This window comes from Pseudoxanthobacter sp. (assembly GCF_036822375.1).
GTDB lineage: Bacteria > Pseudomonadota > Alphaproteobacteria > Rhizobiales > Segnochrobactraceae > Pseudoxanthobacter.
Genome location: NZ_DAISHT010000291.1, coordinates 1 through 3537, shown reverse-complemented (window position 1 = coordinate 3537; position 3537 = coordinate 1). Strand labels below are relative to the sequence as shown.

At 69.0% G+C, this 3537-nt stretch carries 3 protein-coding genes; all 3 read right to left on the bottom strand.

Features of this window, described 5'->3' with window-relative positions:
• Positions 1-1083 (bottom strand): saccharopine dehydrogenase NADP-binding domain-containing protein (locus tag V7067_RS16615; RefSeq protein ID WP_334177007.1); only part of this gene is annotated, 1083 nt, incomplete at its 3' end.
• A gap of 368 nt (positions 1084-1451) precedes the next feature.
• Entirely contained in the window at positions 1452-1994 is a 543-nt protein-coding gene (locus V7067_RS16610; protein ID WP_334177006.1) for an N-acetyltransferase, read from the bottom strand.
• A 157-nt stretch (positions 1995-2151) separates the two neighbouring features.
• Positions 2152-3282 carry a type III PLP-dependent enzyme gene (locus tag V7067_RS16605; RefSeq protein WP_334177005.1) on the bottom strand — a complete coding sequence of 377 codons (1131 nt, stop codon included), beginning with the start codon at positions 3280-3282 and terminating at the stop codon, positions 2152-2154.
• Positions 3283-3537: the final 255 nt, after the last annotated feature.

Here is a 3537-nt window from a genome sequence, read left to right as displayed (position 1 = left end):
GTCGCGGCCATAGACGATCTCGTCTTCCGACAGGATCTTCCACGACGGCTGCATCAGCCCTTCTGCGCCGAACATCTCGTGCAGCGACAGCACGGCATCGTTGGCCGGGTGGTAGGCGTAGTGGCAGGTGGGACGATAGGTGACCGCGCCGTCTGCCGCCCGCCGGGTGTAGTAGTCGGAAATCGAGATCGCCTCGTTGTGGGTGACGAGGAAGCCGTAGTGCGGACCGGTCAGCGGGGTCCAGGTGCGCACGCGGGTGTTGGCGCCGGGCTGCAGCAGATAGATCGCCGCGCCGCAACCGCCGGTGTGGGTGCGGCCGGTCTCCGGCATCCACGTTTCGTGGGTGCCCCAGCCGAGTTCGGCCGGCTGCAGACCTTCCGACACGAAGCCTTCCACCGACCAGGTGTTGACGAACACGTTGTCGGGCTTCGGCTCGCGGGCGCGCTGGGTGTCGCGCTCGGCAATGTGGATGCCCTGCACGCCGAGCGTGGCGGCCAGATCGGCCCATGCCTCGCGCGACTTCGGCGCCTCGATCTCAAGGCCGGTTTCGGCGGCGATGTTCATCAGCGCCTGCTTGACGAACCACGACACCATGCCCGGATTGGCCCCGCAGCACGAAACCGCGGTCGGTCCGCCGGGGCTGCGGCGGCGCGCCTCCAGCACGGCTTCGCGCAGGGCATAGTTGGAGCGGTCGGCCGGGCCCTTGCTGTTGTCGAAATAGAAGCCCTTCCACGGCTCGGCCACGGTGTCGATGTAGAGGGCGCCGAGTTCGCGGCAGAGTTCCATCATGGCGACCGACGACACGTCGACCGACAGGTTGATGCAGAAGCCGCGACCGGGGCCGGACAGCAGCGGCGTCAGCAGCGCACGATAGTTCTCCGGCGTCAGCTCGGCCTGAATGAAGCGCGCACCATAGGATTCGGCCAGTGCCTGATGGGTGGTCAGGGGATCGATGGCAACGAACCGGGAGCGGTCGAATTCGAAATGGCGCTCGATCAGCGGCAGCGTGCCCCGTCCGATCGAGCCGAGTCCGATCAGCACAACGGGTCCATCGATGCGGGCGTAAACGGGCCAGTCTGTCATTCTTCCACTCTCCTTTGCGTCAGAGGCGACGCTGATTTGCGCCCTAGTTCTCGCGTCCCGTTGCGGGAAAAGCAATCCGGCGTCTTTTGCGGGCAGCGGCCGGCGGCTCGGTTCCGATCCAAGCCGGGCTCGGCGACGGGCGTGTGACAGCGCCCGGCGCCGGCAGGAATGCCCGTCCGATCAAGATGTTGTGAGGGGCGTGACACGGCAGCGCCCCGCCGCGGCAGCCGGCCGGGGCGGGGCGGGGCAGGGATGGGGGGCGGATAAGGGCGGTGCCGGCCGCCGGCCAGCGAATCAGGCGGCCGGGTTTCCGCCGACCGGATTCATGACGACCGGATTCATGCCGACCGGGTCCGTGCGGACCGGGGTCAGGCGGCGATGCGTGCCGCTGCGGCCGGGCGGGCCGTGCGGCTGCCGGCCCGTGCACCGGTTGGCACCACGCGGCCGCGGGCGCCGGCAAGCGCGCCCTCGCTCAGTTCCAGCGCCAGAAAGCGGCGCCGTTCGGTCGGGCCCGGCATGGTGAGCCCGTCGGTGAGGACGGCCGAAAAGCCGAAGCGGATATAATATTCCGGGTCGCCCACCAGCAGCACGGCGCCATGGCCGGCTGCGCGGGCGATGCCGAGCGCGTGCCGCATCAGCCGGCTGCCGAGGCCGGCCCCCTGCAGGGCCGGATCGACGGCAATGGGGCCGAGCAGAAGCGCGGGACGGCCGCCGGCCGAAACCGGCCACAGCCGCACGGTGCCGACGAGGCGGCCGTCGTCCTCGGCGGTCAGTGCCAGCCCTTCGGCCGGCAGGCGGCCTTTGCGGATGCGTTCCGAAGACTTGAGGAAACGCGCCGGCCCGAACACCCGGTCGAGCAGCGCCTCGCGGGCGCCGGTATCGGCCGCCACTTCGTCGCGAATGACGATCATGGGATCAAACCTCCCGAAGCGGGGGTTGAGGAAGCACCCGGAACGGGCAGCCGCAGGCACCCGGGCAGCACACCGCACCCGCGCCGCCGGGGGGCGACACGGGGGCTGTTGCTGCCGGTGCGCGGCCGCCGGGTTTCCGGCGGGCGGACCTTCAGGCTCAGATCACGTAGGACTGCAGCGGCGGGAAGCCGTTGAAGGCAACTGCCGAATAGGTCGTGGTGTAGGCGCCGGTGGCCTCGATCAGCACTTCGTCGCCGATCTCCAGCGAGATCGGCAGCGGGTAGGGCGTCTTCTCGTAGAGCACGTCGGCGGAATCGCAGGTCGGGCCGGCCAGCACGCAGGGCGCGGACGGACCGTCGTCGCGCAGCGTGCGGATCGGGTAGCGGATCGCCTCGTCCATGGTCTCGGCGAGGCCGCCGAACTTGCCGATGTCGAGATAGACCCAGCGGACGGGATCGTCAGCCTGCTTGCGGGAGATCAGCACCACCTCGGCCTTGATGATGCCGGCACCGCCGACCATGCCGCGGCCGGGCTCGATGATGGTTTCCGGCAGGCGGTTGCCGAAATGACGGCTGATCGCATCGAGGATCGACTGGCCGTAGTTCGGCACGCCCGGCACGTCGCGCAGGTAGCGGGTCGGGAAACCGCCGCCGAGATTGACCATGCGCAGCCGGATGCCGCGCTCGGCCAGCTCGCGGAACAGCCCCGCCGCCGTTGCCAGCGCCCCGTCCCAGGCCTCGGTGTTGGCCTGCTGCGAGCCGACATGGAACGACACGCCATAGGCATCGAGCCCGTTGCGGTAGGCGTGCTCCAGCACGCCGGCCGCCATTTCCGGCTCGCAGCCGAACTTGCGCGACAGCGGCCATTCCGCACCCGCGCCGTCGCACAGGATGCGGCAGAACACGCGCGCGCCCGGCGCCTGACGGGCGATCTTGTCGACCTCGGCCTCGCAGTCCACCGAATAGAGGCCGATGCCGAGGGCGAAGGCGCGCGCAATATCGCGCTCCTTCTTGATGGTGTTGCCATAGGAGATGCGGTCCGGCGTAGCGCCGGCGGCCAGCGCCATCTCGATTTCGGCAACGGAAGCGCAGTCGAAGCACGAGCCCATTTCGGCAAGGGTGGAGAGGATCTCCGGCGCCGGATTGGCCTTTACCGCATAGAAAATGCGGGTGTCCGGCATGGAGTGCCGGAAAGCGCGGAAGTTCTCGCGCACGACATCGAGGTCAACCACGAGGCAGGGACCCTCGGGACGTCGCGAACGCAGGAAATCGACAATACGATCCGTCATCGTGGGCACTCCACAGGCAGGACGGTTGACCCGGTCCGGGGTGCAGACGACCCTTCGGCGCCGCTGTGGAGACGGCGGCCGTCCGGCCGGAAGACCCGGTCGCCGGCATGCCAGAGGGCAGACCGGCGGGCGAATGAAGGCCGAATCGCTTCCTCTTCCGCAGACGACAACCGCTGAAACGGCCAGCCTGCAGGGTGAAGAAGCCAACGCTTGGAACGGGAAACCCGAACCGCACGCCCGGCAAGGAAGTAGTCG

Excerpts from the sequence above, each read along its gene's own strand:
- V7067_RS16610 (WP_334177006.1), bottom strand. The coding sequence starts at position 1,994 with ATGATCGTCATTCGCGACGAAGTGGCGGCCGATACCGGCGCCCGCGAG.
- V7067_RS16605 (WP_334177005.1), bottom strand. The coding sequence starts at position 3,282 with ATGACGGATCGTATTGTCGATTTCCTGCGTTCGCGACGTCCCGAGGGT.